At 65.5% G+C, this 24853-nt stretch carries 20 protein-coding genes; 6 read left to right on the forward strand and 14 right to left on the reverse strand.

Annotated elements, in window-relative coordinates; all coding sequences use genetic code 11:
- Positions 1–30: 30 nt before the first annotated feature.
- The 4 genes from VPH41_RS03515 to VPH41_RS03530 form a co-directional block, all read right to left on the reverse strand.
- Positions 31–516 (reverse strand): DUF6702 family protein, encoded by a 486-nt coding sequence (locus VPH41_RS03515; RefSeq protein WP_287779711.1) that lies wholly within the window; start codon positions 514–516, stop codon positions 31–33.
- Positions 516–2891: a M1 family metallopeptidase gene (locus VPH41_RS03520; protein WP_328568982.1), complete on the reverse strand. Its 2376-nt coding sequence runs from the start codon at positions 2889–2891 to the stop codon at positions 516–518. Before VPH41_RS03520 ends, VPH41_RS03515 begins: the two co-directional genes overlap by 1 nt.
- Before the next feature lie 165 nt (positions 2892–3056).
- Positions 3057–3518 carry a MarR family winged helix-turn-helix transcriptional regulator gene (locus tag VPH41_RS03525; protein WP_287779716.1) on the reverse strand — a complete coding sequence of 154 codons (462 nt, stop codon included), beginning with the start codon at positions 3516–3518 and terminating at the stop codon, positions 3057–3059.
- Between the two features lie 65 nt (positions 3519–3583).
- Entirely contained in the window at positions 3584–4450 is an 867-nt protein-coding gene (locus VPH41_RS03530) for an oxidoreductase (protein ID WP_328568983.1), read from the reverse strand.
- 145 nt (positions 4451–4595) lie between these two features.
- On the opposite strand from VPH41_RS03530, the gene VPH41_RS03535 reads away from it, so the two are divergent.
- Positions 4596–5534: a LysR family transcriptional regulator gene (locus tag VPH41_RS03535; protein WP_328568984.1), complete on the forward strand. Its 939-nt coding sequence runs from the start codon at positions 4596–4598 to the stop codon at positions 5532–5534.
- Here the strand turns inward: VPH41_RS03535 and VPH41_RS03540 are convergent.
- A complete protein-coding gene (locus tag VPH41_RS03540) occupies positions 5519–6340 on the reverse strand; it encodes a sugar phosphate isomerase/epimerase family protein (RefSeq protein WP_328568985.1) in 822 nt (273 codons plus the stop codon). The two genes, VPH41_RS03535 and VPH41_RS03540, sit on opposite strands and share 16 nt — an antisense overlap.
- Entirely contained in the window at positions 6340–7179 is an 840-nt protein-coding gene (locus VPH41_RS03545; RefSeq protein ID WP_328568986.1) for a phytanoyl-CoA dioxygenase family protein, read from the reverse strand. Before VPH41_RS03545 ends, VPH41_RS03540 begins: the two co-directional genes overlap by 1 nt.
- A 109-nt stretch (positions 7180–7288) precedes the next feature.
- On the opposite strand from VPH41_RS03545, the gene VPH41_RS03550 reads away from it, so the two are divergent.
- On the forward strand, positions 7289–8242 hold the full coding sequence (locus tag VPH41_RS03550; protein ID WP_226941521.1) for a LysR family transcriptional regulator: 954 nt from the start codon (positions 7289–7291) through the stop codon (positions 8240–8242).
- Positions 8243–8267: 25 nt separating this feature from the next.
- On the opposite strand, the gene VPH41_RS03555 is transcribed toward VPH41_RS03550, so the two are convergent.
- Entirely contained in the window at positions 8268–9338 is a 1071-nt protein-coding gene (locus tag VPH41_RS03555) for a hypothetical protein (RefSeq protein ID WP_328568987.1), read from the reverse strand.
- Positions 9339–9654: 316 nt separating this feature from the next.
- On the opposite strand from VPH41_RS03555, the gene VPH41_RS03560 reads away from it, so the two are divergent.
- The gene (locus tag VPH41_RS03560; RefSeq protein WP_152284411.1) at positions 9655–10074 is read left to right on the forward strand and encodes a hypothetical protein; all 420 of its coding nucleotides are present in this window, start codon (positions 9655–9657) and stop codon (positions 10072–10074) included.
- 192 nt (positions 10075–10266) lie between these two features.
- Here VPH41_RS03560 and VPH41_RS03565 read toward each other — a convergent pair whose 3' ends face one another.
- Together VPH41_RS03565 and VPH41_RS03570 are read right to left on the reverse strand one after the other, a co-directional pair.
- Complete coding sequence (locus VPH41_RS03565) at positions 10267–11769, reverse strand: hypothetical protein (RefSeq protein WP_328568988.1); 1503 nt, start codon at positions 11767–11769, stop codon at positions 10267–10269.
- Positions 11766–12641, reverse strand: coding sequence for a hypothetical protein (locus VPH41_RS03570; RefSeq protein ID WP_328568989.1), 876 nt, complete (start codon positions 12639–12641; stop codon positions 11766–11768). The genes VPH41_RS03565 and VPH41_RS03570 overlap by 4 nt, the downstream gene beginning before the upstream one ends.
- 168 nt (positions 12642–12809) lie before the next feature.
- On the opposite strand from VPH41_RS03570, the gene VPH41_RS03575 reads away from it, so the two are divergent.
- On the forward strand, positions 12810–13739 hold the full coding sequence (locus VPH41_RS03575; protein ID WP_328568990.1) for a hypothetical protein: 930 nt from the start codon (positions 12810–12812) through the stop codon (positions 13737–13739).
- Between the two features lie 65 nt (positions 13740–13804).
- Here VPH41_RS03575 and acpA read toward each other — a convergent pair whose 3' ends face one another.
- Positions 13805–15925, reverse strand: coding sequence for an acid phosphatase (gene acpA, locus VPH41_RS03580; RefSeq protein WP_328568991.1), 2121 nt, complete (start codon positions 15923–15925; stop codon positions 13805–13807).
- A gap of 175 nt (positions 15926–16100) precedes the next feature.
- Here acpA and VPH41_RS03585 point away from each other — a divergent pair, with 175 nt between their 5' ends.
- Together VPH41_RS03585 and VPH41_RS03590 are read left to right on the forward strand one after the other, a co-directional pair.
- Positions 16101–17372, forward strand: coding sequence for a cytochrome-c peroxidase (locus VPH41_RS03585; protein ID WP_328568992.1), 1272 nt, complete (start codon positions 16101–16103; stop codon positions 17370–17372).
- A gap of 150 nt (positions 17373–17522) precedes the next feature.
- The gene (locus VPH41_RS03590; RefSeq protein WP_152284406.1) at positions 17523–17852 is read left to right on the forward strand and encodes a hypothetical protein; all 330 of its coding nucleotides are present in this window, start codon (positions 17523–17525) and stop codon (positions 17850–17852) included.
- 57 nt (positions 17853–17909) lie between these two features.
- Here the strand turns inward: VPH41_RS03590 and VPH41_RS03595 are convergent, their stop codons facing one another.
- The 4 genes from VPH41_RS03595 to VPH41_RS03610 all read right to left on the reverse strand — a co-directional run bounded on the left by VPH41_RS03595 (position 17910) and on the right by VPH41_RS03610 (position 24750).
- Positions 17910–19943 carry a sensor domain-containing diguanylate cyclase gene (locus VPH41_RS03595; protein ID WP_328568993.1) on the reverse strand — a complete coding sequence of 678 codons (2034 nt, stop codon included), beginning with the start codon at positions 19941–19943 and terminating at the stop codon, positions 17910–17912.
- Positions 19944–20153: 210 nt separating this feature from the next.
- Positions 20154–21965, reverse strand: coding sequence for an ABC transporter ATP-binding protein (locus tag VPH41_RS03600; protein ID WP_328568994.1), 1812 nt, complete (start codon positions 21963–21965; stop codon positions 20154–20156).
- The gene (locus VPH41_RS03605) at positions 21955–23706 is read right to left on the reverse strand and encodes an ABC transporter ATP-binding protein (protein WP_328568995.1); all 1752 of its coding nucleotides are present in this window, start codon (positions 23704–23706) and stop codon (positions 21955–21957) included. Before VPH41_RS03605 ends, VPH41_RS03600 begins: the two co-directional genes overlap by 11 nt.
- A 186-nt stretch (positions 23707–23892) precedes the next feature.
- Positions 23893–24750 (reverse strand): phasin family protein, encoded by an 858-nt coding sequence (locus VPH41_RS03610; protein WP_328568996.1) that lies wholly within the window; start codon positions 24748–24750, stop codon positions 23893–23895.
- Between the last annotated feature and the right edge of the window lie 103 nt (positions 24751–24853).

Below are 24853 nucleotides of genomic sequence, written 5' to 3' on the forward strand. Positions count from 1 at the left end.
GCGGGGCCCCGGCGGGCTGCCTGCCGCTGGTTAGCGGATCGGCAGTTCCGTATTCTGGCGGTCGAAAATCAGCGTCTGGATGGTGCCGCTGTCCTGCACGTTGAGGGTGTTGCGCTGGCTGGGCAGGAAATCGATCAGCAACTGGTTGTGGATGCGCGTGGCGGGCGCCAGGCGCGTGTGCTCGATCTCCTGGAAGATCACCACGTTGTCGGCATTGACCTTCATGCCGACCCATGCCAGGCGCAGGCGCTTGCCGTCCGGCGCCACGAGGTAGAACTGTTTGTCGACATAGCGGCGCAGCGCCGCTTCGCTGTCTTCCTGGCCCAGGTCGAACTGGCGCTGGTACAGCTGCGTCAGCAGCGCCTCGACGTCGTGGCCCGTATAGGTATGCACCACTTCGGTGCTGCCGCTGGCCGCGTTATAGCTGATGTCGGCGATACCCATGTGGAAATTGTGCGCGCCGGCCGCCATGCTGGCGCTGGCCAGCAGGCTGGCCGCGAGGAGGCGCCAGCGCATCACGCTTCGTCGCCCTTGTCCGCGCCGCCGTTCTTGCCTTTCAACGGCGTACTAAAATCGCGCATCAGGTTATCCTTGGGCGATTTTTCGCTCTTGAACAGTTCCAGGCGCGATGGCGTGATCTTGCGCGGCCAGCTATTGTTGCTGGTATCGATATCGGCCGTTTCCCAGTACGGGTCCTGCACCAGGCCCACCATCGGCTCGTCGGTGATGACGACCTTGGTGATTTTTTTCGGCGAATAGCGCCACACTTCGGCCGGCACGCGTTCCACGTATTTCTTGCCGCTTTTCAGTTCGATTTCCAGTATCAGGGGCATGACCATGCCGCCCAGGTTCGACAGGTCGACCAGGTACAGGTGCTTGCCCTGTTTCAGCAAATCCTTTTCCCACGGTTCCAGGCCGGCCAGCGCTTCGGCGTAGGCGTTGCGGTCTTTGTTGGTGACGGTAAAATCGTCGTGCTGGTTGTAGAAATCCTTCAGCTCCGGGTGCGCGTCGACCCGGCGCGGCATGCCCTTGTTGGCGCGGCTCGTGACGGATTCGGGCTGCGCATCCTTCTGCGCCTTCTTCCACGCCTTTTCCGTGTCCGGATTTTTCGAACTCACGCCATATTCGGTGATGCCGTCGATGCTGATGTCGACCGGGTCGGTGGTGTAGAACCAGCCGCGCCAGAACCAGTCCAGGTCCGTGCCGGAGGCGTCTTCCATGGTGCGGAAAAAGTCGGCGGGCGTCGGGCGTTTGAACTTCCAGCGCTGCGCATACTCCTTGAACGCGTAGTCGAACAGCTCGCGCCCGAGGATGGTTTCGCGCAGGATGTTCAGGCCCGCCGCCGGCTTGGCATAGGCGTTGTTGCCGAACTGCAGCAATGACTCGGAATTGGTCATGATGGGCACCTGGTCGCGGCTACGCATGTAGTCGACGATCTCGCGCGGCTCGCCGCGCGAGGCCGGGTAGTTTTCTTCCCACGCCTGCTGCGCCAGGTATTGCACGAAGGTGTTGAGGCCTTCGTCCATCCACGTCCATTGGCGCTCGTCCGAGTTGATGATCATCGGGTAGTAGTTATGGCCCACCTCGTGGATGATCACGCCGATCAGGCCATATTTTGTGCGCTTGGAGTAGGTCAGCTCGCCCGTCTTCTTGTCCTTGACGGGGCGCGGGCCGTTGAAGGAGATCATCGGATACTCCATGCCGCCCACGGGGCCGTTGACGGAAATGGCCGTCGGATACGGGTAGTCGATGCTGTACTTGTTGTACTGCTCGATCGTGTGCACGATGGCTTGCGTGCTGTACTTTTCCCACAGCGGGTTGCCCTCTTTCGGGTAGTAGGACATGGCCATCAGCTTGCTGCCGCCCTTGTTGTAGCCCTGCGCATCCCAGATGAACTTGCGGCTCGAGGCCCAGGCGAAGTCGCGCACGTTGGCCGCCTTGAAGTGCCAGGTCTTTTGCGCGCGGCTGACGGACTTTTCGGCCGCTTCCGCCTCTTTTTGCGTGACGATGACGACGGGCTTGTCGCTGGTGCGCGCTTTTTCCAGGCGTTCGCGCTGGGCGGAAGACAGCACGTCCTGCGGATTTTGCAGCTCGCCCGTGGAGGCGACGATATGGTCGGCCGGCACCGTCAGCTGCACGTCGTAGTCGCCGAATTCCAGCGTGAATTCGCCCGAGCCGAGGAACTGCTTGTGCTGCCAGCCGGCCGCGTCGTAATAGGCCGCCATGCGGGGAAACCACTGCGCCACTTCGAACAGGGCGTTCTTGTCGTCGAAGACTTCATAGCCGGCGCGTCCGCCCAGCACCTTCTGTTCGTTGATGCGGTAATCCCAGTCGATCTGGAAGACGAAATCCTGGCCCGGCTTCAGGGGCTGCGGCAGGTCGATGCGCATCATGGTGCGGTTGATTACGTACTTCAGGGGCTGGCCATCCGCGCCTGCCAAGCGGCGGATATTGAAGCCGCCCTGGAAGTCGCCGCGCGCGAGGATGCCGCGCAAGCCTTCGAACTTCATCGTGTCTTCGCCTGCCGTCCTGGCCCAGGCCTGGCGCGATGGCGCCGTGGCCACGCGGCGCGCGTCGGAATCGGGCTTGTAGATATTCTGGTCCAGCTGCACCCACAGGTAGCCGAGCGTGTCGGGCGACTGGTTATGGTAGGTGATGGTGCCGCTGCCGGCGATTTCGCGTTTGGCTTCGTCCAGGGTGGCGCGGATCGTGTAGTCGGCGCGCTGCTGCCAGTAGGCGTGGCCCGGCGCGCCGGACGCGGTGCGGTAGGTATTCGGGGTGGGCAGTATCTCTTCGAGCTGGCGGAACTTGTCGTCGAATGGCTCTGCAGCGAAGGCCGAGACGGTAAAGCAGAAAGCCAGCGAGGCTACGGAGCCGAAAGGTATGCGCATAGTCACCCTGATGTTGTTGTAAGGAAATAGTGGCAACTATTCTATACGCAGGGTGAGGCCATCCTTGTATCGATTTGTAATAAAGAAAGGCGGATTTCGCGCCAGCATTTGCCATGCGCAGCCGAAGCACGTGTCTGCCTGATTTTGCTCGGAAAAGCGGGGCGTTTACTCACTTTTCATCAGGCTGTCGCGCAACTGGTTCAGTTGTTGTTTCATGTCCACAACTTGTTCCACGCTGCAGTGGCTGGCCGTCAGGATGGCCTCGGGCAGCAGGGCCGCTTCGTGGCGCAGCTGGTCGCCATGTTCTGTCAGGGAAATGATGACCTGGCGTTCGTCGCTGGCCGCGCGCGTGCGCGTCAGCAGGCCCGATTGCTCCATGCGCTTGAGCAGGGGCGTCAGGGTGGCCGAGTCGAGAAACAGGCGCTCGCCCACTTCCGACACGGTCAGGCCGTCGCGTTCCCACAGCACCATCATCACCAGGTATTGCGAATAGGTCAGACCCAGCTTGCGCAGCAGCTTGCGGTACAGCTTGTTCATGGCGAGCGAAGTCGAGTACAGCGCAAAGCACAGCTGGCTGTCCAGGCGCGGCACCTGGTGCAGCGGGTTGGGGGCGGTGGTGGTATCCATGGGCACAGTATATATAGCGCGCTACTTAGTTGCAAGCTACCGCGCCACCCTGCTGCCTGGCGGCGTCACAGGGTATTCAATGCCGCCAGCGCCTGCGCGTCGAGCCTGAGCGCGCCGGCCGCGATGTTTTCGCGCAGGTGCGCCACCGACGAGGTGCCGGGAATGACCAGCATATTCGGCGCGCGCTGCAGCAGCCAGGCCAGCGCCACCTGCATCGGCGTGGCCTGCATGGCAGCTGCCACCTGGTTCAGGGCATCGGACTGCAGCGGCGAAAAGCCGCCCAGGGGGAAGAACGGCACGTAGGCGATGCCTTGCGCGGCCAGCGTGTCGATCAGCGCATCGTCCGCGCGGTGCGCCAGATTGTAGTGGTTCTGCACGCAGACGATGGGGCTGATCCGCTGTGCCTCGGTCACCTGGCCGGCATCGACGTTGGACAGGCCGATATGGCGCACCAGGCCTTCCCGCTGCAGCTGCACCAGCACGGACAGCGGCTCGGCAAGCGACGAGCCGTCCGGGCCGGCGATGCCCGGCGCGCGCAGGTTGACGACGTCGAGCACGTCCAGGCCCAGGTTGCGCAGGTTGTCGTGCACGGCGTCGCGCAGCTGTTGCGGCGACGCGGCCGACAGCCAGGACTGGTCGGCACCGCGCATGAAGCCGATCTTGGTGACGATGGTCAAGCCGCTGCGGTACGGGTGCAGCGCTTCGCGGATGATCTGGTTGGTGATATGCGGGCCGTAAAAGTCCGACGTGTCGATATGGTTGACGCCCAGTTCGACCGCTTCGCGCAGCACGGCGACGGCGGCGGCGCGGTCCTTCGGCGGACCCCAGACGTGCGGGCCGGCCAGCTGCATGGCGCCGTAGCCGGTGCGGTTGAACGCGATGTCGCAATGGGCGGGCGTGAATGGGGCGAGGGCGGGGGAAGAGGTGTGCATGGAAGCTCCGGTGTGGTGGTCGAGGACAGGAGCAGCCATCGTAACGGCGATTGCGCTGTATGATAATCGGGTCAATCCGGCACAGGCTGTACTCAATTACGTACAGTGAATTACGTCCAGTGAATTACGCACAGTGAGAATCCCCATGCATGCAGACAGTCCTTCCATGGCCGACCTGGCCGCCTTTGCCCAGGTGGCCCGCCACCAGGGGTTCCGCCAGGCCGCGCGCGCCAGCGGCCAGTCCGCGTCGGCGCTGAGCGAGGCGCTGCGCCGGCTGGAGCAGCAATTGGGCATCCGCCTGCTGGAACGCACGACGCGCAGCGTCACGCCGACAGCCGCCGGCGCATTGCTGCTGACGCGCCTGGGTCCCGCGCTCGATGAAGTAAGCAGCGCGCTCGACGTGCTGAACGACTTGCGCGACAGCCCGCGCGGCACCTTGCGCCTGAACGTGCCCGTCATCGCGGCGCGCTTCTTCTTGCAGCCCATGGTCGACCAGTTCCTGCGCGCCTATCCGCAGATCCGGGTCGAGCTGGTGGTCGATAATAATTTTGTCGACGTCGTCGCCAGTGGCTGCGACGCGGGCATTCGCTATGGCGAGCGGCTGGAGCAGGACATGATCGCCATCCCGATCGGCCCCCGCACGCAGCGCTTTGCGGTGGCGGGCGCAGCGTCCTACCTGGCGCAGCGGGGCGTGCCCATGCATCCGCGCGACCTGCTACAGCACGCCTGCCTGCTGGGGAAATTCCTCAGCGGCGCGATTCCACCGTGGGAGTTCGAGCGCGACGGGCAAAAAGTGAGCGTGGAGCCGGACGGCCCATTGATCGTCACGCCGACGGCGGCCGACCTCGCGGTCAGCATGGCCGTCGCCGGCCATGGACTGGTGTATCTGTTTGAAGAGTGGCTGCAGCCGTATATCGATGCGGGCCAGCTGCAGCCGGTGCTGGAAGACTGGGCGATGCCTTTTCCCGGTCCGTTTTTATACTATGCGGGCCGGCGCCATTTGCCAGCGCCGCTGCGCGCCTTCATCGATTTCGTGCAGGCCAATTTTGCGCCGCCTCCGCAGCTTTCTCACTCCGCGGGATAGCGCTGGCGCAGCAGCTGCAGCATGGCGACGTTCTGTTCCCAGGCGTCGGCCACCGGCTGTTGCGTCCAGGGCAGCGTTTGCAAATACGGCGCGGGGCCGAATTCGGGCGTGAACGTCATGCGCGCGGCGCCGGCTGCGCGGCGCAGCGCGACGATGGCATCCCACCACGCCAGGTGGGCGTCGAGCGCCGCTTTTGCTTCCGGCGCGCGGAAGTCGGCCACCTGCGGCCCTTGGGCATGGCCCACGCGCGCATGCACGTGGCGCACCAGCGGCAGCACTTGCGCCAGGGTCTGCGGCTGGTCTTCCAGCAGGGATTCGCAGGCGCAGCACCAGTGCGACAGGTCGGCCGTCAATGGCAACGCAGGATACTGCGCCAGGTAGGGCAGCAGCAGCATCGGATGGCCGGAAAAGCGGCTGCGGTGGATTTCATGCACGATGGGCACGCCGTGCTTTTCCGAGATGGCGGCGGCCAGGTCGAGCAGCTGCGCGTTTTGCGCCGGCGTATAGAAATCCTTGCCCGTGTGCGTGTTGACCAGCACGGGGCGCGCCAAACAGGCGTTCTCCAGCAGGTCGGCCAGGGCCGCGCGGTGCAGCTCGAAATCGCTGTGGAACACGGTTTCCCACTGTGCGGCGATCAGCTGCAGTCCCGCCCTGGCAATGCTGTCCGTCCATTCCCCGCGCAGGGCGGCGTCCAGCGGCAGCGACATTTCGATGCCGTCGAAGCCGGCCGCCAGTACCTTGTCGATGAAGACCTCGGGCGCCAGCTCGTTATTGCCCCAGTGGGCGGCGTAGACTTCGATGCGCATCAGACGAAGCCCCGCACGGGGAACGCCGCGTCGCGCTGTATCCAGTTGTGGGCCGCGTACTCGGTCTGGCCGTCTGTCGCGTGCAAAGTATAAGCGTGGCGCGAGACGGGCGAGCGGTTCGGCGCGCTGTAATGGGGCAGCAAGCCGTGGAAGCAGACGAGGGCGCCGGCCTTGACTTCCAGCGGCACGGCCGTGCTGTCGTCGGGCCAGGGCGTGGTGTCGAGTTTTTCCACGCGCACCTGATCGCCGTTGCGGATGAAGCGCTCGCGCAGGGGGCCGCGGTGGCCGCCCGGTTCCGCCCACAGGCAGCCGTTTTCCAGGGTCGCGTCTTCCAGCGCGAACCAGAAGGTGGTCACGCTGATGGGCGTGGTCTCGAAGTATGTGGCGTCCTGGTGCCAGCGCACTTCGCCGCCGATGCCGGGCTGCTTGAAGATGTACATCGATTGCCACACCTGCGCATCCGCCAGGCCCAGGTCGCGCGCCACTGCGGCCAGTTTCGGGTCGCTGGAAAAGCTGCGGAAGACGGGGTCCAGGTCATGCATGGCGTGGCCGATCTTGTTGATCGACAGGGACTTTGCCTGCTTCAGCTGGCCGTCCGCGCCGAACGCTTCTTCCTCGAAGAAGCAGCGGATGGTGTTGTCGGACGCGAGAAAATAATCGTTGGTGTTCTTTGCCTGGTCGCGCGTGGTGAAAATGGATTGACTCTGGCTGGGATCGAATTCGTTGACAATCTGTTCGGCGCGCGCGCGCAGGGCGGCGATTTCATCCGCCCCCTTGAAGCCGGGCAGGATGATGTAGCCGTCGCGTTGGTACTGTTCTTGTTGTTCGATCGTTAGCATGGCGGCGGCTCCGGAGGTCAATGGAAAGCGCCATTGTAGGATGGGCGGGGGCCGCAAACAATCGCCCCGCGGTTGACAGATTGTCGTCAAAACGAAGACAATCTTTGACATGGATCAATTAAAAGCGATGGAAATCTTTGTCGAAGTGGCGCGCCAGCGCAGCTTTACCGTGGCGGGGCAGCGCCTGGGCCTGACGCGTGCCATGGTCAGCAAGACCATCATGCAGCTGGAAGAGCGCCTCGATGCGCGCCTGCTGCACCGCTCCACGCGCGAAGTGAGCCTGACGGACGCGGGTCGCGCCTATCTGGCGCCGTGCATGGCCACCGTCAGCCAGGCACAGGAAGCGGCGCGCATGGTGGCGCACGTGGCGCAGGCGGGAGCCGGTTTGGCCGGGCCGCTGCGCATCCAGGCGCCATCGAGTTTCGGCAGCGCGTGGCTGGCCGATGCCGTCGCCCGTTTCAGCCTGCTGCACCCGCAGGTGCAGGCCGAACTGTTTGTCGACGATGCCCTGCTCGACCCCATACGCCACGGTTTTGACCTGACCATCCGCGTGGGTGGCATCCCGGACAGCAGCGCGCTGGCCATGCGCCCGCTGGCGCCTTGCCGCGCCGTGCTGTGCGCCAGCCCCGCCTACCTGGCGCAATGGGGCGTGCCGCAGGCGCCGCAGGATCTGTTGAAGCATCAATGCCTGCACTTCAGCCACCTGACCGATGGCACGAACTGGCATTTTCAGAAGGGAGTCGGGGAGCGGCGCGAGGAGGTCAGCGTGCGCGTGCAGGCGGGTTTTACGGCGAACAATGGCCTGGTGCTGCACCAGGCGGCGCAGCGGGGATTGGGCATCGTCTACAGCACCACGTTCCTGGCCTGGCGCAATCTGCTCGATGGCAGCCTGGTGCCCGTGCTGTCCGATTGGGAACTGCCCCTGAATCACTTGAGCGCCCTGTATCCGGCCAGCCGCCAGCCATCGCCCAAGGTGCGCGCGCTGATCGATTTCCTGGTGGCCGAATACCAGCCCGTGCCGCCGTGGGACCGCGAGCTGGCAGCGGCCGGATTTTTCAGCTGAGGGTCAGCGAAGGTTCAATTGAGGCTCAATTGAGTGCGACGGGTTCCACCGTCCACGCGCCATCGGCATACACGCGCTCGTCGTCCAGGTACACGGCTTCGGTGACGGCGAAGATGTCGACGTGGTAACGCGCATCCTTGCGCTTGAACTGGGGTTTTGTATAGACGCCGTGCTTGGCGCCCAGCGACAGATGGATGCCGCACATGCGTTCGTACGTACCGATGTCGTTGACCAGCTGCTCGCGCGAAAAGGCGCGGTTCATGCCGAAGCCCAGTTCGCGCACCCACACTTCGCCTTCGTGGGCGCGGATGATCTCCAGCATGGCGGTAAATTCCGGCGTGGCGTTTTCCGTGCCTGTCACTCTGCCTTTTTCGATGATCAGCGTGATCGGCGTGTCGGGGCGGTTGACCATGAAGTGCGTATCGCCAAAGACGAAGATGCGCACGCGCCCGTTCACCGCTTCCAGGTCCTGCGCTTCCGTAAACACTTCGCCCAGCGGGAACTGGCCGCCGATATTGTTCATGCCGCGGTAGTCGCCGATATTGAGCTTGGCCGATTCGAACGGCGAAGCGAAGACCAGCTGTTCGCCGCCGCTGTCGACCATGCCGTGGCGGGCGCTGTCGATGCGCGCCTTCAGTGCATGGCCCACGCCGCGGTAGTAGGCGGGGTCGTAGGCCAGCGAGGCGATGTAGTGCAGTCCCTGCACGCCGGGCATGCGCGACAGGTGCACGTGCTCGATCACTTTCAGGCCCCGCTTGAACAGCTCGATGCGGATGCGGAACGCTTCCAGGCGGAAGCTGGTGGACTGGATCAGCACGACGAGGCTGCCGGCCGGCAGTTCGGCAAACGCGGCCAGCACGGTATCCGGCGTGACCTCGTCGAAATCGACGAAGGTGGCGTCCGGCAAGGCCTGGCGGTACGCTTCCGTCAGCACGACATTGAGCCAGCTGCGCTTGTCGCAGACGATCAGGGCCGGTTCGTCCGGGCGGTGACAGATGGCCATGGCCAGCAGGTCGGCCACGTTTTGCGCGGCCACTTCGGTGGCGGCGGCGCTGATGGCATCGAGCCGGCTGGTGTCATTCTCGGGAAGCGTCATGGTGCGGAGGTGTCTGGCGTGAAGGAATCGCAGCATTATAAGGCGATTGCCACTGGGCACACCATTCCCCATCCGGCGGAGGACACGGGGCTGCCGCGCCGTCGATTATCTTGTGTAGTGCTTTACGGCAATGTATTATTTGATAAATGGTATGACAGCGGGTATGGCAGCGCGCCTGGAAGCGGCCAGCCGCAGCGGCCAAGGCACGCATGTGCACGGTACGCTCACGGTACGCTTTCAGTGATGCAGGGACAACAAGCCAACAGGCGATGATGAAGAGTGTGATGTGATGAGCATAATCGGACAAGATATTCCCATGGAACGGCCTGATGCGGATGGACGCGCGGCCGTGTTCGTTCCCGTCTCGGGCGTCAAGGAAGATGTCTTGTTGACTATACGCAAGGGAGCGGCCATCGTCGGCTTTGCCAACCACGACCGCACCATTACCGTGTATTTTGAAAGCAACCGCTTTGACGACCCCGTGCTGGCCAAGTGGGAGCACAAGGCGCGCAAGGCCTATGACCGCCTGGTCGACAATGCGCCCACCGTGTCGAAGCTGACCACCAGTCCCGCCAATTTCGAGCAGATCGGCTACATCAATGGCAAGGGCATCACCATCCGCCGCATGGAAAGCCTGCAGCGCTGGCTCGCGTATTCGGATGCGATGGCTTCGTGTCCGGAAAACGACATCATTCCCCGCACGGTGATTGCCAAGGTTGACGCTGTCAAGGTCTAAGAGCGGCTGATAGGGTGCCCAGGAAAGCGCCCAGGGCGTTGTTGCCTGCCCCTCGCTGTATTAAAGTACTGTCTTCGGGGCGGCGCCTGGCCCTGGGCATTTTCTCGGCCGCTCCTGGCGTGCAGGCGACGCCGACAATATTGTCGGATTGCGCGTGGCGTTGCCCCGCTAATCCGACCTCGCTTGACCCGATCACACCACGACGATATTAGCCTGCGCCTTGAGCGGGCAGGGCAGGCTGTCGTCGAAGGTGATTTCGATGGCGCTGGCGACGAACATGCCGCCGATGTGCTGGGCGGCGATTTCCGGCGGCGTGCCGGGCTTGGTCAGGTTGACGTCTTGCGCGAAGACGAAGACTCTCCAGGTGCCGAAGACTTTTTGCCCATATTGCAGCAGGGTCCGGTAAGCCCGCTTCAAGTCCAGGCTGCCTGCGTACACGCCATCGTTGGCGCCCGGGTCGAAACCCAGGCCGTCGTCGGTCAGCGATTCCACGAAATACAGGCCCTGCGGCGCCTGGAACAGCACGAACGCATACAGCTCCGGGCCGCGGAAGACCACGCCATTGTCGCGCTTGAAGCTGGCGCGTATCCACAGTGGTTCGTAGGCTTGCACGACGGCGGGCGTATCCGTTTCCACGGGACCGGCCACATGGATGTTGACCTGCGTCTCGTTCACCGCATGCTGGTAGGTGGCGCCCGTGGTGTAGCGCTCGTATTGCCAGCTGATGTCGGCCGTGTAGGGCAGGCCCGCATTCGGCGCTTCGGGCAAGACCCACTGCGCCACTACGCGTTCGGCCAGGGTCAGTTCCCCTGCGGCGGGCGGTGTGGCTTCCTGGCCACGCCAGAACGGGTCCGCGATATCGGAGCAGGCGACGGCGATGGCGCCCGAGGCGATGGCCGACGCCACGCCCGCCACCGTGAACTCGGGCTGGCCCGAGCCGGCCCCTTCCAGCGAGCAGCAATGCACGTCGGGTTCCGTTTCCTCGAAGCTGCCGCCCACGCTGAAGCTGGCTTTGCCGGAACCGAGCGCGGCGGAAATGATGGCCACCAGCGCGGCGATGATGGCGATGATGATGGCGAGTATTTTCCACCACGGGTCGGAAAACGGCAGTTCGCCATGCGTGCCCGCATAGGCGGGATTCGGCGTCCAGACGAGGGTCATGCCGGTCGGCACGATGGGCCCCAGGCCCGGCGGGCAGCGGCAGTCTTTCCCGTCGCCGCCCGTGCTGCCCCAGCGCTTGCCGGGCAGGTGGCCCTGCGGCTTGGACAGTTCCAGGGTGCCTTCCTCGACCGTGCAGGTGTAGGTATTGGTGGCGCTGTCAAAGCGCGTCTGCGAGACGAAGATTTGCTGGATCGAGCGGCGCGGCGTGTAGCCGTCCGCCTTGGCGACAAAGCTGACCAGGCGCTTGCCGGGCGCCGCATGCTGGAAGTCGGCATCCCACGTCACCAGCATGGCCGCGCCGGCGGGAATGCTGGCAAAGAAAAAGGTGCGCGACACGGGCACGATGCCTGGATCTCCCACGCTTTCCAGGTACACGGTGACATTGCTCAATGCGCTGCTGGACATGTTGGTGACGTGGGCGGCGATGCGCAAGCCATAGATGGCATTGTCGAAGATGCCATCCGGCAGCATGATGTTGGTGACGGGCTCGATCGCGAACGGCCGCGTCAGCACCTGCATGGGGGTGTCGCTCATGATGCCTGCTCCTCGGGGCTGTGCGCCGCTTGCGCTTGGTCTTTCTCCAGATCAATGACGATATACGTGATGCCGCCCATGACCTTGCCTTCCTGCGTCTCGAGCACGCGCAGCAGCGCATATTGGCGTGGCGGCAAGGACTCGGCGCGCACGCTCAGGTACGCAGCCTGCGCCTGGCCCCGCGGCACCTCGAGCGCCAGCTTTTGCTCGCCGGGCGCGTCGCCATTGCAGTGCGGCGTGCGCGCCAGCCCCGCGATCAGCCGCGCCTCCTTGGCCGGCTGCCATCGGTCCAGGCCCAGGGTGGCCAGCAGGCGGGCAGGCAGTTCGCCGCCCTGTTCGATGAGCAATTCCACCTTCCTGGCTGCGCGGGGCAGGGCGGCCACCGCGATGGCCAGCAGCTGCGCGCGCCGCGCCGCCAGCACCACGGTGACATTGCGCTGGGCGATCTGCTCGTGCAGGGTGGGCTGGAAGGGAAAGCCGTTGGGCAAGGGATCGGGCAGCGGGTTGATGTCGCCGGCGCCGTGCGCCACGGCCAGCAGGCATTCGTGGCCGCCATTGACGATGACGGGCACCCAGGGCACCAGGCACAGCACTTCCTGCGTGGCGCCGGGCGGCAGGTCGGCAAACGCGGAACCGATCTGCGTGGCGGCGCCGACGGCAATCTGGCCGGACGGGTCGGCCCAGTAAAAGTCCACGCGCACGCCGTTCGAGGCGCTGTTGCCCGTGTTGTGCACGCGGCCCCACAGGTAATTGCTGGTGCCGGCAATGGGGGCGCCGGGCGGGCCATTCGGATCATTGCCCGGCACGACCCAGATATCGGCGCTGTCCCACCACCAGGGCTGGCCGTCTTCGATGATCAGGTGCGCTGGCATGGTGATCTCCTTGTCCTTGGCCGGTGCTTGTAGCTTAGGCCGGGGCGGCGAATGCTTTTTGATTGGTATCAAGGCCATGGAACACGGCGCGGGTGCGCCCTGGCGGTACGCGCGTAAGGTAAGATTGCGGCAGAATGCAGTGGAATGACTCCAGGAAAAGGTTGGAATGTGCTTGAAACAGTGAATGACGTTTGCATCAACGCCGCTTGCGGCCGGACCCTGCTGCTGCGCGTGGCGCATTGCCCGTTTTGCGGCGCGCGCCAGGTGGCTGCCGCGCCCGTGCTCGAGAAAATAGCGGCGCCACCACCACCGGTCCCGCGCATGCCGCCGCCGGTGCCCGTCGCCCCACCGATTCCTGCGCCTGCTCCCATTTCCGCGCCGCAGCCCGCGCCGGCTCCCGCACCCGCTCCGCCGCCCGTCCCGCCGCCTGCCGCGCCAGCCAAGGCGCCGCCCGCGAAACCGGCCGCCCGGGGTTCGGTGCCGCCGCCGCGTCCGCCCGTGCGCTTGCGCACCTGGATCGCGGCGGCGCTGGTGCTGACGGGCATCTGGTTCTTTAACAAGCCCGCCGACAAGCCGGCCAGCGTGGCGGAACAGGTCGAGGCCGCCGCGGCGCTGGCGGCGCAGTGCGACCTGGACGGGGCGCGCAGCGCGCTGGCCGTGCTGAAAAGCGCCAAGGCGCCCGCGGCGCACATCAAGCGCTTGCAGGCAAGCATCACCAAGTCTGCCGCCGCCTGCGACAGGCAACAGCAGCGGGCGCAGGCGTGGACGGCGCTGCAGGACAGCGTCAGCCAGGCCCTCGATGGGGGCAAGCCGGATCTGGCCGCCGCGCGCCTGGCCGCGTACGTCAAGCGCTGGGGCGACGATCCCGATACCCTGGAACTCGACGCCAAGGTGAAAGTGGCGCAGGCCAGCGCCCAGCTCGATGCGGCTGACGCCTGCCTGGCCAGGTCGGACCGGGTGTGCCTGGAAAGCAGCCTGATCGCCGCCGAGCGCTACAAGCGCCCGGAACTGGCGGCGCGCACGCAGGCGCTGCGCGCGGCCTTGTCGCAATTGCTCGAGCATTCGCTGCTCGATGCGGCCCCGGGAGCGGGCCAATAATACCGGGATAAAAAACGCCCGCCGCGGCCAGGCCGGGCGGGCGTCGCGTCTGCCGGCGGGCGCGATTACTCTTGCGGCACCAGGGCCAGCGCGGCGCTGAAGTCGCCCATCGGCTTGCCGCCGTTGGCCACCAGCGCCTTGTCGCGCGTGGTCAAGCCGTCCAGCACGGGCAGCGCAAAGCGGTGCGTGATGGCGCGCAGGATCGAGGCCGAATCGTATTGCGTGTGGTCGACCAGTCCCTTCTTCACGTAGGGCGAGACGAGGATGGCCGGCACGCGCGTGCCCGGACCCCAGCGGTCGCCCTTCGGCGGCGCCGCGTGGTCGTAGAAGCCGCCGTTTTCATCGTAGGTGACGATGACCAGCATGTTCTTCCACTGCGGACTCTTTTTCAGCTGGGCGATGACGCTGGCGATGTGCGCGTCGCCATCGGCCACGCTGGCATAGCCCGCATGCTGGTTCAGATTGCCCTGCGGCTTGTAGAAGGCTACGGGCGGCAGCTTGCCGGCGCTGGCATCGGCCAGGAACTGGCTGTCGAAGTCGCGCAAGTGGGCGGCGCGGTAGGCGGGCGCCTTCACCGGGTCCATGTTGGCAAAGTAATTGAACGGCTGGTGGTGGAACTGGAAGTTCGGCGGGCTGGGGAAGCTGCTGCCGCGCGCGCTGGCCGTGGCCAGGGCCGTCGTGTCCTTCCAGGCGCCCGCATACCAGGCCCAGTCGATGTTCTTGCCCGACAACAGGTCGCCGATATTCGTCTGCGTCTGCTGAGGCAGGGTGGTGGCCTTGCCCGTGTCCGCATACAGCTTGCTGCTGTCGCCAGAGGCCGGCGCGTTGCTGCTGGGCTGGAATGGCGGCTGCATGGTGTTCACGGCATAGAACATGCCTGTGCTGTCGGCCGGCGTCAGCGCGCCGTCGTTGGCATAGCCGGGCGCGCCGTTCAGCACCGTGGCAGGCGCCGTGGCGGATGGCGTCAGGCGCACGAAGTTACCGTTGGCATCGACGTCGATCTTGGCAATCGAGCCCTTGGCCACCGAGGTGTCGGCGTTCGGATAGGTGGGCGCGCAGGCGCAGATCAGGTACTGGTGCGTGAGGAAGGAGCCGCCAAACGCGCCGATGAACAGGTTGTCGGCCAGCGCATACTGCTTGGCGATGTCCCACAGCTGCATCTTGCTGCCGTCGTAATAGCCCATGGTCAGGCCGCCCGCGTCGGAATATGCCGCGAACTTGTCGTTGGCGCCGCCGTTGATCTGCATCTGGTTGTTATAGAAGCGGTGCACCAGGTCGCGCGTGATCACCGATTGCGGCATGTACAGGGGGCTGCTGACGTCGTCGATCTGGAACGGCTTGTTCGGCAGGTTGGCCGACTGCGCCTGCGTGATGACGGTGCTCTGGCCGGCCGCCGCCATGCCGCCCCAGGTGGGCGGCAGCACGGGCAGGGTGCTGCCGTCGATGTCCTTCTGCGCCACATAGGATGAGGTCGAGGTGGGATTGACGCCCGGCACGCCGTTCGCGCCCGGGAACAGGCCGTACAGATTGTCGAAGCCGCGGTTTTCCGCGTAGATGACGACGATGGTCTGGATGTTGTTCAGCGCCAGGCTGCCATTCAGGGCGGCCAGAGCGTCGGCGGGCGCCGCCTGGGCGCTGGCGCTGGCGATCAATGCCGTCACGCTGGCGTTTTCCGCCTTCAGTTTGGCCAGTTCGTCGCCGGCGGCCTTGTTGAAGTCGGACGCCAGGCCCGCTTCCGACACGCCCAGGCGCGCGGCCAGCTTGCTGCTGGCGGCCGCGAAGTCGCCGCCGTTGCCGTCCATGATCTGTGCCAGTTCCGTCGACAGGGCGCTGACGAACGCGCTGTGGCCGCTGGGGGCGCGCAGCAGCAGTTTTTGCGTGACCTTGCTGCCGACGTCGCCGATGGCTTCGTGGCGGATGGCGTCCGTGCCGATGGTCACCAGCACGGCGCCCTGGCCGTCGAGCGTGTAGCTACCGTCGGCGGCCGTGCGCACGGCGGCGGAGGCGCTGTCGCACGTCAGCTTGGTCGTGGCGCTCTCCAGGCACACCTGGGCGTTTTCATAGTAGCTGCCGATGACCTGGCCCTGGGTGCTGGGCGTGATCGCGTAGTCGCTGCCGCAGGCGGCCAGGCCCAGCGACAGTAACAACGGCAGGGGCCGTAAAGAGGTTTTTGCGTGCAAGTTCATGTTCATGCCTTCTGGGTGGAAAACGTCGCATGCTAGGCAGGCAATATGTCAGCTGCGTGACATGTCAGCGCCTGTTACATGACGTAATGTACGGACTTGATACATTACTTTTTGCAGGGGCTTGTCACGCAGTTGTCACATACCGTTGCTACGCTGCCAGCCCATGAAGAAACCGATGCCCTCCCTGCTGCTCGCCACGCTCGGCGCGATCAGCGCCGCCTGCCTGCTGGCCGCCTGCCGGCCCGCGCCGCAGAAAGACGCACCCGCCGCACCGGCCGCCTACCTGGCGGGCGCGTATGCGCCCACCCTGAAACACCAGCCTTCGGTGGCGGCCATGACGGCGATGGGGCGCGCCATGTTTTTTGAACCCAGCCTGTCCGTGTCGGGCAAGCTGGCCTGCGCCAGCTGCCACAGTCCCGAACATGCGTACGGTCCGCCGAATGCGCTGGCCGTGCAGCTGGGCGGCCCGGAATTGAAGGATGCGGGCACGCGCGCCGCGCCGTCGCTGCGCTACATCCAGAACGCGCCGGCGTTCACCGAGCACTATCACGACGACGATGGCGACGATAGCGTCGACGCGGGTCCCACGGGCGGGCGCAACTGGGATGGCCGCGCCCAGTCCGGCCACGAACAGGCGCTGGCGCCCCTGCTGTCGCCGCGCGAGATGGGCAACCGCGACGGCGCCGCCGTGGTCGCCAAGCTGCGGGCCGGTCCGCTGGCGGCGCAGTTCCGCCAGACGTATGGCGACGATATCTTCGAGCAGCCGGAGCAGGCCCTGCGCTGGGCGCTGATGTCGCTGGAAGTGTTCCAGGAAAGCCCTGCCGATTTCTATCCGTACACGAGCAAGTACGACGCCTTCCTGCGCAAGCAGGCCAGCTTGACGCCGCAGGAAACGCGCGGCCTGGCCCTGTTCAACGATGAAAACAAGGGCAATTGCGCGTCCTGCCACATCAGCCGCATCAGCCCCGGCGGCGCCTTCCCCCAATTTACCGACTACGGCTTGATCAATATCGGCGTGCCGCGCAATGCCTCGCTGCCGGCGAATGGGGACCCTGCGTACTTCGACCTGGGACTGTGCGGCCCGGACCGCACCGACTTGGCGGAGCACAAGGAATACTGCGGCAGTTTCAAGACGCCGTCCTTGCGCAACGTGGCCCTGCGCAAGGTGTTTTTCCACAACGGCAGCTTTGACAGCCTGGAGCAGGTGTTGCGCTTTTACGTGCAGCGCGACACGGCGCCGCAGAAATGGTATCCAAAGGATAAAAATGGCAAGGTGCGCAAATACAACGATATGCCGCCGGGAATGGAAGCAAATGTGAACGTGGAAGCGCCGTTCGACCGCCAGCCGGGCCAGGCGCCCGCCCTGAACGAGCGCGAGATCGCCGACGTGATCGCTTTCCTGCACACGTTGACGGATGGCTATCGGCCGGCCCCTGCCGCACATTGAGCGAGACATTGAAAAGATATCAAGATACCATTGCTTACAAATGCGCCGTCAAAGCGTGTTTTTATGTGCGTTAGCGCACGCTGGAAAAATTTAGGCCGGTGTATATTGCGAACTGATCTGTGTCTTTTGATAACAATGAAAGGGAATATCATGAAAGTAAGCAAAAATTGGATGACCGTGTGCGCCGCCGGGATGATGGTCGTGGCACTGGCTGCCTGCCATAAGAAGGACGATGTCGCTGCCGGTCCGGCCGAGCAAGCGGGCCAGAAGATCGATGCGGCCGCCGCCAAGGCTGAAGCCGACATCAAGGCTGCCGCCACCAAGGCCGACGCTGCCGTGAGCCAGGCCGCTTCCGATACGGGCGCCAAGATGGACCAGGTCGCCGCAGACGCCGACAAGAAAATGAGCGAAGCGGCCGATGCCGTGGGCAAGAAAGTGGAAAAAGCGGGCGAAAAGATGCAGGACGCCGCGCACAAGTAATCATCGTACTGACTGCGCCAGGGCCGGCCGCTGCCGGTCCGGCCCCCGCAGCGGCCGTCAGCTGATGGCCGCTGCGGCGACGGCGCCACTGGCGCCAGCCGGGCTGCCATGCGCCGCCGTCGCCGTACTTGTATTGTCAAGCCCGTCCGTTCCCCCCAGCACCACGCTCAAATCGACAAAGCCGTCGCGCCACGCGCGTTCCAGGTCTTGCTCCACCGCTTCCAGGGTCGTTCTTTCCACCTGCTGAAAACCACGCAAGCCATAGGCCCGGTTGCGCCCGTGCGCCTTGGCCAGGTACAGCGCCATGTCGATGAGGTTGACGCTGCGTTCCCACGTGAGCGGCCGTCCCAGCGGCGCCAGCGGATAGGGCGCAAATCCCACGGACACGTGCACCTTGATGGCCTGTCCCTGGTAGTGGACGTCCTGCGCGGCCATGCCGTTGAGGATGCGCCGCGCGATATCGTCGAGTCCGTCGCGCGCGACGGCCGGCAGGAAGGCGAGGAATTCCTCGCCGCCCCAGCGCACGATCATGTCCGTTTCGCGCAGTACGTCATGCAGGGTTTCGGCGATGGTGGTGAGCACCAGGTCGCCCGCCGCATGGCCGTAGCGGTCGTTGATGTGCTTGAAATGGTCGACATCGAGCAGGAACAGGGCGCCCACGACATCGGCGCCGCCGTAGGCCTGCTGGGGCTTGCCTGCATGGCTGCGCATGAATTCCTGGAAGTGGCGGCGGTTGTACAGGGCCGTCAGCGGGTCGCGCGAGCTTTGGCGCTTGAGTTCCTGGTTCTTGACTTTCAGCTGCACGTTCGCATGGCGCACCTTGCGGTACAGCAAGCCGACGATGACGGACGCCATGGCCAGTACCAGCGCCAGCAGCCACCACACGCGCTGCTGCAGGCGGCGGTTGTCGATCTCCGTGCTCTTGAGCTGGTTTTCCCGGCTCAGCAGCTCGATCTGGCGCTGCTTCTTCTCCGCCTCATATTTTTCCTGCAATTCGTACACGGCCTTCTGCCGCTGCTTTTCGAACAGCTGGTTGGAAATGTCGCGTTCGCGGTGGTACGCGGTGACGGCGCCGCGCAGGTCGCCCGCCTTTTCCAGCGCCGTGCCGTATTCCAGCAGCACGGCCTGCATGTCCGGCTGGTTGGCCGTGCGTTCGTAGTAGGCCAGGCCCGTGGCCACGCTTTGCTTGCCCTCCTGCAGGCGGCCCTGGCCGATCAGCGCCTGGCCGATGTTCAGGCGCGCCGTCGCTTCCACCTGCTCGTTGTTGACGAGCCGCCCCGCCGTGATGGCTTCATTCGCATAGCGCAGCGCGCGCGCGTAGTCGCCTTCCTTCAGGTAGCTGTCCGACAGGTTGACGAGGGTAACGGCCACCATGCCGCGGGCGTCCAGCTGGCGTTCCAGCGCCAGGGCCGCCAGCAGGGCGCGCTGGCCCCGCTGCGGCTGCTGCGCGTCGAGCGCCAGCCCGTACTCCGTATTCTTTGCCTGCGCCATGCGGCCCGGCGATGCCAGGGTGCTGGACACGGCCAGCAATTCATCGAGCACCTCGAAACCCTTGTCGTATTCGCGCATCTGCGTGTACAGCAGGGTGAGGGCATTCAGGGCCGCTGCCAGGCTGGTGGGGGAGCTGCTCTGGCGCGCCAGGTCGACGGCCGCCTGCAGCTTGGCCAGCGCAAACGGGAAATTGCCTTCCTCGGCCCACGACTGGCCCGCGCTGATGGTCGCCTGCACGCGCACGGGCAGGTCGTCCGTGCGGTTGGCGATGCGTTCCGCTTCAAAGGCCAGCAGGTGCGAGGCGCGGCGTTCGTTCATGGCAAACGTGATGTAGGCCTTGCATAGCATGCCTTTCGCCAGCGCCACGTCGTTCTTGTTCAGGCGGGCGTAGGCGATCAGCTCCTCGGCCAGTTGCATGGCGAGGTCGTTCTGTCCCAGGCGCATGCGGACGGTGCTCAGCTGGGTAAGGAATTCCGCGCGCACGGGCAGGGGCGCGCTGCGCGCCTGCGTTTCCACCTCTTGCAGGCGCTGCAGGGCGCGCGCGGGCACGAAGCGGCCATCCTCGCGCACGGCGGCGATCTGCTGTTCAAGGTTGCCCACCTGGGCATGGATGGCAGGCGGCAGCAGGCAGGCCAGTACCAGCAGCCAATGCGCCTTTCGCCACGATGCCCGTCTCTGTCTGCCTGCCAACTTCCCGCCCCCGCAATGACCCACTGTCTGCAACTGATTATATTCTGTTGCAATCAAGAAATATCATGCGGGGCGCAGAAATTTGCGAAAGTGCACACTGCCGGCATTGACAAAACAATATTATTGCGCCAGCTGCTGCAGCAGATACAGGCGCTGGTACAGGCCGCCCTCGATCTGCATCAGCGCGTCGTGCGGCCCCGCTTCCGTGATGCGGCCGTGGTTGAGCACGATGATCCGGTCGGCTTCGCGGATGGTCGACAGGCGGTGGGCGATGGCGATGATGGTCACCTTGCCGCGCAATTCATTGAGGGCCAGCTGCACGATCTGCTCCGTCTGGCTATCGATGCGCGACGTCGCTTCGTCCAGCAGCAGGATGCGCGGCTGGCCGGCCAGCGCGCGGGCAATGGCGATCAGCTGCTTCTGCCCCGACGACAGGCGCGAGCCGCCTTCGCCCAGCGGCGTGTCGTAGCCGTGTTCCAGCGCGGCGATGAAGTCGTGCGCATGCGCGGCGCGCGCGGCCGCCTCGATCTGCGCCTGCGTGTAGCCGCGGCCCATGTCGATGTTTTCGCGCGCCGAGGCGGCCAGCAGGAAGGGGTCTTGCGGCACCAGGCCCACGTCGGCGCGGAAACGCTCGTTGTCGATGTTGTCGAGGGCGACGCCGTTGATGGCGATGCTGCCCTGGGCGACGGGATAAAAGCGCAGCAGCAGGGACAGCAAGGTCGACTTGCCGCTGCCCGTGTGGCCGACGATGCCGAAGAACGCGCCCTGCGGGATGGTCAGCGACAGGTCGTGCAGCACGGGCTGGTTTTCCACGTAGGCAAAGGTCAGGTGCGCGATGTCCACGGCGGGCGTGCTGCCGTCGCTGGCGCCATGCCGGGTGGCGGAGGCGGCCTTGCCCGGCGCGTGTTCGAGCGCCTGCGCTTCGTCCAGCAGGGCCGAGACGCGGGCCGTGGCCACCACCGACTGCTGCAGCTGGCTGAACTGCATGGTGATCTGGATCAGCGGCTCGATCACGCGCGCGATGTAGCTGATGAACGCATACAGCACGCCCACTTCCACTGCGCCCATTTCGCGCCGGCCGAAGCTGAAGATGACGACGGCCAGCAGCACGATGTTGAGCATGTCGAGCGCGGGGCGCAGCAGCCAGGCGTTGGCGCGCAATTCCTGCATGCGCGCCGTGTAGTGGTCCTGGTTGATGCCCGTGAAGCGCGCGCCGAAGCGCTTTTCCGCATTGTTCGCCTGCAGCACGCTCATGCCGCCGATCGATTCGGCGATCTGTCCGTTGATTTCGCTGCGCAGGGCGCGCGCGCGCGTGACGGCCGGCGCGCTCCAGCGCTGGTACAGGAAGACGATGACCAGCACGGCAGGCAGCAGGGCCAGCACGATCAGCATCAGCCGCCAGTCGAGGAAGGCCATGGCGGCCATGGTGCCGACCAGCACGATGGAGCTGTCGAGGATGACGAACAGCACCTGCACGTACAGCGATTTCACGGCTTCCGTGTCGTTCGTGACGCGGCTGACCAGCTGGCCCGTGATGGCGCGGTCGAAGAAGGCCATGGGCAGGCGCAGCACGTGTTGGTAGACGGTTTCGCGCAGGCGCTGCACCGAGCGCATGGCCAGGCCGGACAGGCGCACCAGCTGCAGATAGCGCAGGCCGGAAGCGACCCAGCCCGTCAGCAGGCAGCCGCCCAGCAGCAGGGACATGCGCGTCCAGTCCAGGTTGCGCGGCAGCAGATGCTGGTCGATCAGGGCCTTGCCCAGGATCGGCCCCGTCACTTCCAGGGCGGCGGCGAGGATCAGCCAGAACGTGGCCCAGTACAGGTGGCGCAGGTCGGGCGCGGCGGCGCGGCGCAGCAGGCCGATCGCTTGCGCGGCCTGGCGGCGCACGGATTGCGTGGCGGTGGCGGCTTGGTCGTTCTTCTTAGATGGCATCGAGGCTGGCCTCCAGTTGTTGATAGCGCCACTGGCTGGCGTACCAGCCGTCGCGCTGCATCAGCGCGTCGTGGTTGCCCGTTTCCGTCACGTGGCCATCGCGCAGCACCAGGATCAGGTCTGCGTTGACGACGGCGCTCAGGCGGTGGCTGGCGATGATGGCGCTGCGCTCGGGGCGCTTGCTGCGCAATTCTTCCAGGTGCTGCAGGATGCGCGTTTCCGTGCCCGTGTCGACGGCCGACAGCGCATCATCCAGGAGCAGCAAGCCGTTGTCGGCCAGCAGGGCGCGGGCAATGGCCACGCGCTGGCGCTGGCCGCCGGACAGGGTGATGCCCTTTTCGCCCACGTGGGTCTGGTAGCCGTCGGGGAATTGCAGGATGTCCGCATGGATGTCGGCCAGTTGCGCCGCCCGTTCCACTTCCTCGCGCGTGGCGCCGGGACGGGCCAGCGCGATATTGTCGGCGATGGTGGCGGAGAACAGGAAGGACTCCTGCGGCACCCAGCTGATGGCCGCGCGCAGCGCTTGCAGGGTGTAGGCGTCGAGCGGCTGGCCATTCCACGTGGCCGTGCCCGATTGCGGCGTGACCTGGCGCAGCAGCACGCGCAGCAGGGTCGACTTGCCGCTGCCCGTGGGACCCACCAGGCCCAAAGTCTGGCCCGGTTGCAGGCGCAGCGAGATGCCGGACAGCGCGGGCGCCGTCTGGCCCGCATACGCAAAGCCGATATCCTGCAATTGCAAGGGGCCGGGCGTGAGGGTGTCGATGCTGCCATGGTCGTCGATGGCCAGCGGCGCGTCGAGCATCGGCTGCAGGCGCTGCCAGGCGGCGCGGCCCCGTTCGATCAGGGACAGCACCCAGCCGGCGGCGAACATGGGCCAGATCAGCTGGCCCAGGTACATGGAAAAGCTCGTCAGCGCACCGATGGTCAGCTGGTCTTGCCACACGAGGTAGCCGCCCAGGCCCAGGGTCAGCGCCGTGGCGGCCGTCAGGGTCAGGCCGACGGCCGGTTCGTACGCCGCTTCCCAGCGCTGCGCCGTCAGGCTGGCATTGGCCGCGTGGCCGGCCAGGGTGGAAAACTGCTTGCTGCTGCGCTCTTCCAGGCCCAGCGCGCGCAGGGTGCGCACGCCCGACAGCGATTCCTGCACATGGTCGTTCAGCGCGGAAAAGCGTTTCAGCGAATCCGTCGACGCCGTGTGGATATGGCTGGAGATGCGCCAGAAGGCCAGTCCCATCAGGGGGAAGGGCAGGAGGGCGATGCAGGCCAGGCGCCAGTCCACGCCCAGCAGCATGATGCCCAGCACCATCAGCAGGGTCAGGGTGCCGTCGAAGCCGGCCAGCATGGCTTCGCCGGCGGCCATTTCGATGGCGTCGATGTCGTTCGTCGCCAGCGCCATCAGGTCGCCCGTGCGCTGGTTCTGGTAAAACGACGCGCCCTGCTGCGACATGCGCGTGTAGAAGCGCGTGCGCAGCATCACGCCCAGCTGGTAGGCGGCCTTGAACAGCGTGATGCGCCAGCCCACGCGCAGGAAGTAGATGACGACGCCGACGGCGAGCAGGGTCAGCAGCTCCAGCCACAGTTCGGCCGCCGTCATGCGGTGCGCGGCCAGCGCGTCGATGATGGCGCCCACGCGGCGCGGGATCCAGACGGTCAGTGTTGCCACGCCGGTCAGCATGACGGCAGCGGCGGCATACGCCGGCCAATGCTGACGCACGAAGCCGGCGATGAGCCTCGATAAACTCATGGTTACCTTTTGTTTTGAATAATGGGGTGTCGCGGGGCGGAAGGACGGGCACGCGGACGGAAAGTACGCGTAGGATACAACAAGGCGGAAAAGCGCGCTGTGGACGGGCACGCAAAAAACGGGCCGTAGCCCGTTGTTTTGCGCGATGCGGCGCCGCTGCCTGGAACTGCAGGCTTGACTGCTGGCTTACTTGCGGCTGCTGCCTTTGCCGCCGCCCAGCATGTCGAGCTGCTTCGATGGCGCGCCCTTGGGCGCTGGCTTGGCTGCCGGCTTCACGGCGACCTTGGCCACGGTCTTGCCGGCGGCGCTGGCCGGCTTGGCGACTGGTTTGCTTGCAGGAAATGACTTGGCCGGGGCCGGCGCGGCCGCTTTTGCTGGCGCGGCGGCGGGCGCCGGTGCGGGCTTGGCTGCCGGCTTGGCTTCGGCCGCTTTCACGGCGGGCTTGTCGGCCACGGCCTTGCTGGCCACGGCTTTCTCGGCGACCTTGTCGGCGACCTTCTCGGCCGCCTTGGCGGGGACAACTGCCGGCTTGGCTGCCGGTGCGGCGGCTGGGACGGGCGCTGCCTTGGCCGCTTCGGCGGGCTTGGCGGCGGGCGCAGGCGCTGCGGCTACGGGCGCCGGTGCGGGCGCGGCGGCCGGCTTCGGTGCAGGCGCGACGACGGCCAGCACGGGCTTGGCGGCGACGGCAGCGGGAGCGGCAGCAGGGACGGCCGCATCGAGGCGGGCCTTGGCCGAGGCCAGCAATTCAGCCTGGGTGCTCGAGGCGATGCCGAACAGCTGGCGGCTGTACGCAAGCACGCTTTCGATATTCGGCTGCGCCTGGCTGCTGCTGTAGCTGAAGAAATCGCGCGGATCCTGCGTTTCCAGCAGGTGCTGCGCCGTTTCCGCCGTCTGCGACAGGGCCGCCTTGCCGGCGTTCAGGTTCAGGGCGATGATCTTTTCGGCGCTTTCGAAGACTTTGCTGGTCAGGGTGCTGAAGATCTGCAGCTGGCTTTCCAGTTGCGATTTGGCGGCGCTGGAAATTTGTTCTGGAAGCGGAAACATATTTACTCCTTTGTACGGATTAAAATGCTGGCAAAACGCTCTGCAAAATCCCGAAAACCAGAGTTGGCCGCGTTTTGTAAAGTGGGTAGCGTGCTGAGTAACG

Source organism: Janthinobacterium sp. P210006 (genome assembly GCF_036231885.1).
Lineage (GTDB): Bacteria > Pseudomonadota > Gammaproteobacteria > Burkholderiales > Burkholderiaceae_D > Janthinobacterium > Janthinobacterium violaceinigrum.

What these genes read in the sequence shown, in the direction of transcription:
- VPH41_RS03590 (WP_152284406.1), top strand. Translation starts at nt 17,523, where the DNA reads ATGAAAGTAAGCAAAAATTGGATGACCGTGTGCGCCGCCGGGATGATG.
- VPH41_RS03520 (WP_328568982.1), bottom strand. Translation starts at nt 2,891, where the DNA reads ATGCGCATACCTTTCGGCTCCGTAGCCTCGCTGGCTTTCTGCTTTACC.
- VPH41_RS03550 (WP_226941521.1), top strand. Translation starts at nt 7,289, where the DNA reads ATGGATCAATTAAAAGCGATGGAAATCTTTGTCGAAGTGGCGCGCCAG.
- VPH41_RS03570 (WP_328568989.1), bottom strand. Translation starts at nt 12,641, where the DNA reads ATGCCAGCGCACCTGATCATCGAAGACGGCCAGCCCTGGTGGTGGGAC.
- VPH41_RS03540 (WP_328568985.1), bottom strand. Translation starts at nt 6,340, where the DNA reads ATGCGCATCGAAGTCTACGCCGCCCACTGGGGCAATAACGAGCTGGCG.
- VPH41_RS03555 (WP_328568987.1), bottom strand. Translation starts at nt 9,338, where the DNA reads ATGACGCTTCCCGAGAATGACACCAGCCGGCTCGATGCCATCAGCGCC.
- VPH41_RS03525 (WP_287779716.1), bottom strand. Translation starts at nt 3,518, where the DNA reads ATGGATACCACCACCGCCCCCAACCCGCTGCACCAGGTGCCGCGCCTG.
- VPH41_RS03600 (WP_328568994.1), bottom strand. Translation starts at nt 21,965, where the DNA reads ATGCCATCTAAGAAGAACGACCAAGCCGCCACCGCCACGCAATCCGTG.
- VPH41_RS03515 (WP_287779711.1), bottom strand. Translation starts at nt 516, where the DNA reads ATGCGCTGGCGCCTCCTCGCGGCCAGCCTGCTGGCCAGCGCCAGCATG.
- VPH41_RS03605 (WP_328568995.1), bottom strand. Translation starts at nt 23,706, where the DNA reads ATGAGTTTATCGAGGCTCATCGCCGGCTTCGTGCGTCAGCATTGGCCG.
- VPH41_RS03545 (WP_328568986.1), bottom strand. Translation starts at nt 7,179, where the DNA reads ATGCTAACGATCGAACAACAAGAACAGTACCAACGCGACGGCTACATC.
- acpA (WP_328568991.1), bottom strand. Translation starts at nt 15,925, where the DNA reads ATGAACTTGCACGCAAAAACCTCTTTACGGCCCCTGCCGTTGTTACTG.
- VPH41_RS03585 (WP_328568992.1), top strand. Translation starts at nt 16,101, where the DNA reads ATGCCCTCCCTGCTGCTCGCCACGCTCGGCGCGATCAGCGCCGCCTGC.
- VPH41_RS03610 (WP_328568996.1), bottom strand. Translation starts at nt 24,750, where the DNA reads ATGTTTCCGCTTCCAGAACAAATTTCCAGCGCCGCCAAATCGCAACTG.
- VPH41_RS03560 (WP_152284411.1), top strand. Translation starts at nt 9,655, where the DNA reads ATGGAACGGCCTGATGCGGATGGACGCGCGGCCGTGTTCGTTCCCGTC.
- VPH41_RS03535 (WP_328568984.1), top strand. Translation starts at nt 4,596, where the DNA reads ATGCATGCAGACAGTCCTTCCATGGCCGACCTGGCCGCCTTTGCCCAG.
- VPH41_RS03565 (WP_328568988.1), bottom strand. Translation starts at nt 11,769, where the DNA reads ATGAGCGACACCCCCATGCAGGTGCTGACGCGGCCGTTCGCGATCGAG.
- VPH41_RS03530 (WP_328568983.1), bottom strand. Translation starts at nt 4,450, where the DNA reads ATGCACACCTCTTCCCCCGCCCTCGCCCCATTCACGCCCGCCCATTGC.